5 protein-coding genes are annotated in these 5,124 nt (G+C 58.9%); 2 read left to right on the forward strand and 3 right to left on the reverse strand.

Annotation, left to right across the window (positions count from 1 at the left end; genetic code table 11):
- Positions 1-27: 27 nt before the first annotated feature.
- The gene (locus NW820_RS09860; protein WP_414332153.1) at positions 28-1,206 is read right to left on the reverse strand and encodes a TRC40/GET3/ArsA family transport-energizing ATPase; all 1,179 of its coding nucleotides are present in this window, start codon (positions 1,204-1,206) and stop codon (positions 28-30) included.
- Positions 1,207-1,349: 143 nt separating this feature from the next.
- On the opposite strand from NW820_RS09860, the gene psbQ reads away from it, so the two are divergent.
- Positions 1,350-1,793 carry a photosystem II protein PsbQ gene (psbQ, locus tag NW820_RS09865; protein WP_414349863.1) on the forward strand — a complete coding sequence of 148 codons (444 nt, stop codon included), beginning with the start codon at positions 1,350-1,352 and terminating at the stop codon, positions 1,791-1,793.
- A 361-nt stretch (positions 1,794-2,154) separates the two neighbouring features.
- Here the strand turns inward: psbQ and NW820_RS09870 are convergent, their stop codons facing one another.
- Both NW820_RS09870 and NW820_RS09875 read right to left on the reverse strand, forming a co-directional pair.
- Positions 2,155-3,036 (reverse strand): Tab2/Atab2 family RNA-binding protein, encoded by an 882-nt coding sequence (locus tag NW820_RS09870; protein WP_011432767.1) that lies wholly within the window; start codon positions 3,034-3,036, stop codon positions 2,155-2,157.
- Positions 3,037-3,054: 18 nt separating this feature from the next.
- A complete protein-coding gene (locus NW820_RS09875) occupies positions 3,055-3,531 on the reverse strand; it encodes a VOC family protein (RefSeq protein WP_414407391.1) in 477 nt (158 codons plus the stop codon).
- Between the two features lie 299 nt (positions 3,532-3,830).
- Here NW820_RS09875 and NW820_RS09880 point away from each other — a divergent pair, with 299 nt between their 5' ends.
- The gene (locus tag NW820_RS09880) at positions 3,831-4,976 is read left to right on the forward strand and encodes an energy transducer TonB (protein ID WP_414407392.1); all 1,146 of its coding nucleotides are present in this window, start codon (positions 3,831-3,833) and stop codon (positions 4,974-4,976) included.
- Positions 4,977-5,124 lie beyond the last annotated feature (148 nt).

Consider the following 5,124-nt stretch of genomic DNA (forward strand, 5'->3'; position numbering starts at 1 on the left):
CTGACGCAACCAAGAGCAGCTACAGCCTCAAGCAGCAAAATGAATGCGCAGGTAGTCTTCTTCCATCTTGGCGCGGGCCGGGGTCATGGCCGCTAAAGTCTGGGGCAGAACCAAGTTGCGGCGGTGGTTGCCGATGCGGATGTTCAGCTCATCCCCGGTTTTGGTCAATTCCACCTGCTCTTTCGGGATCCCGGGCAAGTAAAGATCCAGCCGGTACTGGCCGTTGTCGGTTACCACATTCAGGGTTTGCTCGGCATAGAGCACGTCCGCCGGGTTGCGATCCCCCCAGAGGTCTTTTTTCAGGCGGGCTAGGGCGTCCCATCCCACCAACTCCTCGGAGTACAGCGGGATCTCGAAGACCGGCAGGGGGGCAAAGTTTTCGTGGATTTCCTGGCGATATTTCTGTTGGGCTGCCTTCCAGGCGGCAAAGTAGGGATCCACCACTCCATCGGGCAAGATGCGGTTGGCAATCACCAAATCGGTGGCCACCCCGTAAAGGCTGAGGTAGGCGTGGGCCCGCAGCGATTCTTTGATCACCATCTTTTCGGGGTTAGTGACCAGCCGCACTGAGGTGATGCGGTTGTTGGTGAGGATGCGCTCCAGCCGCTCAATCTTCTGATAGAACTCATAAGGAGCATCCAGCACCTGGTCATTCGGCAGCGGGATCCCGGTCAGCCCCTTCACAATCGGCTCGGCAATAGGACGCAGCATTTGCGCCAGCCCCTGCAGGGGTTTGTAGAACCTGCGCATGTACCAGCCAGAAACATCCGGCAGGCTCAAGAGGCGCAGGGCCGTGCCTGTAGGGGCCGAGTCGATGATCAACACATCGAACTTGCCTTCGTCGTAATGGCGATTCACCCGCACTAGGGCAAAGATCTCATCCATCCCTGGCAAAATCGCCAGCTCCTGTGCCTGCACCCCATCTAGCCCTCGCGCCTGCAACACCTGGGTAATGTAGGTTTTGACGGATCCCCAATTCAGCTCCAGTTCGTTGAGGGCGTCCAGCTCCGCCCCCCAAAGGTTAGGTTTGACCTCGACCGGCTCATGGCCCAAGGGCTGATCGAAGCTATCGGCCAAAGAGTGGGCCGGATCTGTGCTCAGCACCAAAGTTTTCAGGCCAATCTCGGCACAACGCCAGCCGGTCGCCGCCGCCATCGAGGTTTTGCCGACTCCACCCTTGCCGGTCATGAGGATGATGCGTTGCATGAGAGTGCCATTTACATTCTTTTACATCCCTAGCCTAACCGATTTGCTGTGCTCTTCGAGAGGCAGCCAAGGGGCTGAGGTGCAGCCAGCGGGTAAACTATTCATTTGATTACCAAATGATTGCCAAAAAGCTGATGGCAATCATGGCCAAGAAGTCAAGCCTGTTGCAGGCATGTGGGAGGTATGTGATGATCTGTCGCTGGCGGAGTGTGTTGCTGGTTGCCATCCTGACATTGGGGCTGTGGCTGGGATCCCTTTCTGTGCAAGCGGCTGCTGGCCTGCCCCGAGAGCTGCAACAACTGGAGCAACAGGTAGAGCGGCTGCAAAGCCTGGTGGAGGCGGAGGACTGGTTGGAGATCCGCTCCTACATCCACGGGCCGATGGGACTCACTCGTAAGACCTTGACCGGCCTGGCGGCTACCCTGCCAGATAAACAAAAGCGGGAAGTGCTGCGCCTGGCTAAGGAGATGGGCCGCAGCTTAGAACAACTAGACTTTGCCGCCAAAGCCTATGACCAACCCGAGGTGGAGGCAGCCCAGGCCAAGGTGAAAAAGACCTTGCAGGCGCTGGAGGCTGTGTTTTCCTAGTGAGGATCCCTTCTCTCTTTGGCGACTTTGGCGATATGGTGGTTTCAAGTTAGGGTGAGACGCCTAGGCCACTGATCGCGCCAGCGGGACGGAGTCCTTGAAAAGCCTTCTGGCCCTGCGCATTCAAGGTTTTGGGTGCGGATGCAGGGCCCTAGTTTGAATTGAAAACGCAGTCATTTCAAGTAGTGTAGTCATTTTTTAAACAGGTAATGAAACATTTCTGTCGCATTGGTCTCTAACTCCCCTCTCCCTCTGGGAGAGGAGCTGGGGGTGGTCGCGGCAGCGGCGCGGAGCGTTTGGGGAGTGTCTCAATCTAGTTTGAAATGACTGTAATTTACAAACAGGCTGTAACGGCTGCTACTTACAGCGGATGTTGCATCAGCCAGAAGCCGGCGAAAGACTGGGCCCTGAGATCGGTTTGAATGGCAAGAAAGTGGAGCCCCTGGGCCTGCTGCTGGCGCTGGGCAAAGACTTCTGCCTCTGTTCGCAGTGTTTCATCTCTCAATTGTGCAAACAGATAACAATCGTTGAGGCCCGCCTCGAGCAGTAGCCGTCCGTCTGCCACACTCAAGTAGGCGGGTTCCATACCGCTCATCCAGGCTGCCATCGGCAAAGCCCGCTGCGAGGTAATCACCAAGCCGGGAATGAGGGTGCTCCGCACCACTGGTGCCAATGTGTCGGGCGTCAAAGTGTCCCAGGCAACCGGAAAAAGCTCGCCAAATTCTATCGGCCAGGCGTCGGCTTCCCGCAGATCCTCAGCTCGCAAGGTCACGAAGGCCCAGCGTTCTCCCTGCAACTTGTCCGGCAGACGGATGGGATCCGGCGGATCCGGATCCACAGGAGGTTCGGGGCTGTAGGTAAACTGAGTCTCTTGAGGGTAAACCTGCTCTGCCCGTTCTCGCATCCAAGCTTTGAGGGTGTAAACGCGACGACTGGGCAGCATCGGGATCCCAACCGCATCGCAGGCCCGTTGCAGGATGGAACTCATGCGGGCTCGAAACACACGAATGGCCGAGGGAGGCTGGGGAGCCGCTTCGAGGTAGCTCCGCAACTGTCGTGCCACCCAGGTGCTATTCACCTCTTGGTTACTGCAATACTGCGCTTGGCGAAACCGGCCGGTGGGATCGCATACCAACAGCTCCCAAACCCTTCGGTTCTGCTCATCCCGCAGGGGGACGGCGTTGAAATCCATCTGCCAGATAGGGCCGCGCGCAGGGCCAGAACGCAGGGGTTGAGTGGCCAAAGGTTCCTCCTGTTTGCACTACATGCCACTTGAGCGGGCCGGGGATCGTTCGCGCGAGCGGTGGGAAGCACTGTCCCCGACCAAGGCCAATTCCCGCTCCCCGAAAATGGCGGAAGCGTTGCGGTAGTACTTAAACTCCAGCAGGTTATGGAAGGGATCCTGCAAAAAGAAGGTGCCATGCTCCAAGGGGGTGCCAACAAAGCGCCAGCGCGGCTCTTGATAAAAGGGCAAGGCCCGCGCCAAGGCACGGTCGGCCAGCGCCTGCCAATCCCCTTGGGTAGGGAAGATCAGGCCAAAATGACGAGGGTAGATGCCCCGCTGGGGCGTCAGCTCTTCGTGGGTGAGGTGGGCCACCAGTTGATGGCCGTACAGGTTAAAAATAACGGCAGCAGAGGTTTCTCGACCGATCTCACAGCCCAAGCCATTGCCGTAGTAGGCCTTGGCCAAGGCAATATCGGCAACTGGAAAGGCCAGATGAAAGCGGATGGGTTCCATAACGTCGCTCCTAAAAAGCCACCAAAACTGCCCCACCAGCCAACATCAGAGCCAGCACCCCGAGCTGTGGGGCTTTTCCCCGGCTAATGGGATCCCCGCTCTTTTCAAGGTAGGCGATCTTAGAGCTGCTGCAAGGTGGGATCCCTTCCCGAGCCCGAGATAGACTATACGCCTTTGCGCAGGAGTGCCAACTGCTCGGATGCTATAACACTAGCTGGGGTGTTACCCCCGTGGCCCAGTCTGCAACAGACAACTCGGTGTGTTGAGAGCGTTGAAGAAAGGAAAGGGCAATCTTGGCTATGACCAGCATCTGGATTGAGCAGCGCCGCCGCGAGGATGAATCTCGCAACTTTTTTTGGATGGTGGCGCTGTCGCTGCTGCTGCATGTGCTGGTGCTGCTGGGATTGCTCCACTTGGGGCGGCTTTGGCTCACTCGCGAGCCAGAACAAGAAGCCATTGAGTTTATCCTTCTGGATCCAGAAGATCTGCAGCCCCCAGAGGAAGCAGATCTGGTTTCAGAAGTCGATTCCCGCGATGGGGGTGAGCGGGTAGAAGCTCCTCCTTCTCAAGGCAGTCCACCCCAATCCCAGGCCGCCCCTCCCCAGGAGGCCCCTCCGCCGCCGCCGCCAAGACCCCAACCACCGCCACCACAGCAGCCTGCCCCTGTTCCACCACCACCTGCCCCGGCTGCAGTTGCTCTGGCAACCCCAACTCCAACCCCTCCACCCACGCCCACACCTACCCCAACCCCCGCTCCCCCTCAGCCCACCGCGACCCCGACTGCGGCACCGCCCCCTCCCACGCCTGTCCCCAGACCTACTCCGACCCAAACTCCACCGCCTGTGGCGGCTGCTCCCTCCCCAAGGCCCACTCCCCCGCCAACTGCGGAGCCCTTGCCCATACAGCCAAGCGAGCGGGTTTCGGATCCCAGCCAATTGGCTCCCGTTCCGCCCGCTCCGCAACCGGTGACAGAGGTTCTTCCCGCCCAGCGGCCCTCTGACTCTTCCCAGTTGGGGCCTCCGGTCAGTGCCTCTGCTCCCAGCAATGGAGCCGGGATCCAGGGCAGTGGAGCTAGTGGATTGGCCAACCCCACCCAATCCGCTCCCAATCCCCCCAGTGTGGCAGCGCGGGCCGATGTGGATTGGGGCCCCTGGCTGGCCGCTTTGCAGCGGAAAGTGGAGCAAAATTGGATACCTGGGCAGACCGGTACCTCGCGCCGCACAGTGGTGATCTTTACAGTGGGTCGAGCTGGCGATCTGCAGAGCATTCGCCTGGGGCGCACGTCCGGCAGCCAACAAACAGACGATGCAGCGCTGACGGCTATCCAGAGGGCAGCTCCCTTCCTGCCGCTGCCTGAGGCTTACGAGGGCAACTCGGTGACAATTAATTTCACCTTTGATATCAACGTGCTGGGCCAGTTGACTGTAGGGGGATCCGCCAAGTAAACTACCCGACCCTGACTGCTTCGCGGTACAGAGTAGGCTTTTAGTAGCCCTGCAGTTAGTAAACTAACCACGGACCTCTGGGATGGTTTACGACACCCCCAATCGACCGTTACCAGTGCCTTAAACAACCGTTTCTGGTGTCCGCAGT

Origin of the sequence: Synechococcus sp. R55.7, from assembly GCF_047461955.1 — a bacterium.
GTDB lineage: Bacteria > Cyanobacteriota > Cyanobacteriia > Thermostichales > Thermostichaceae > Thermostichus.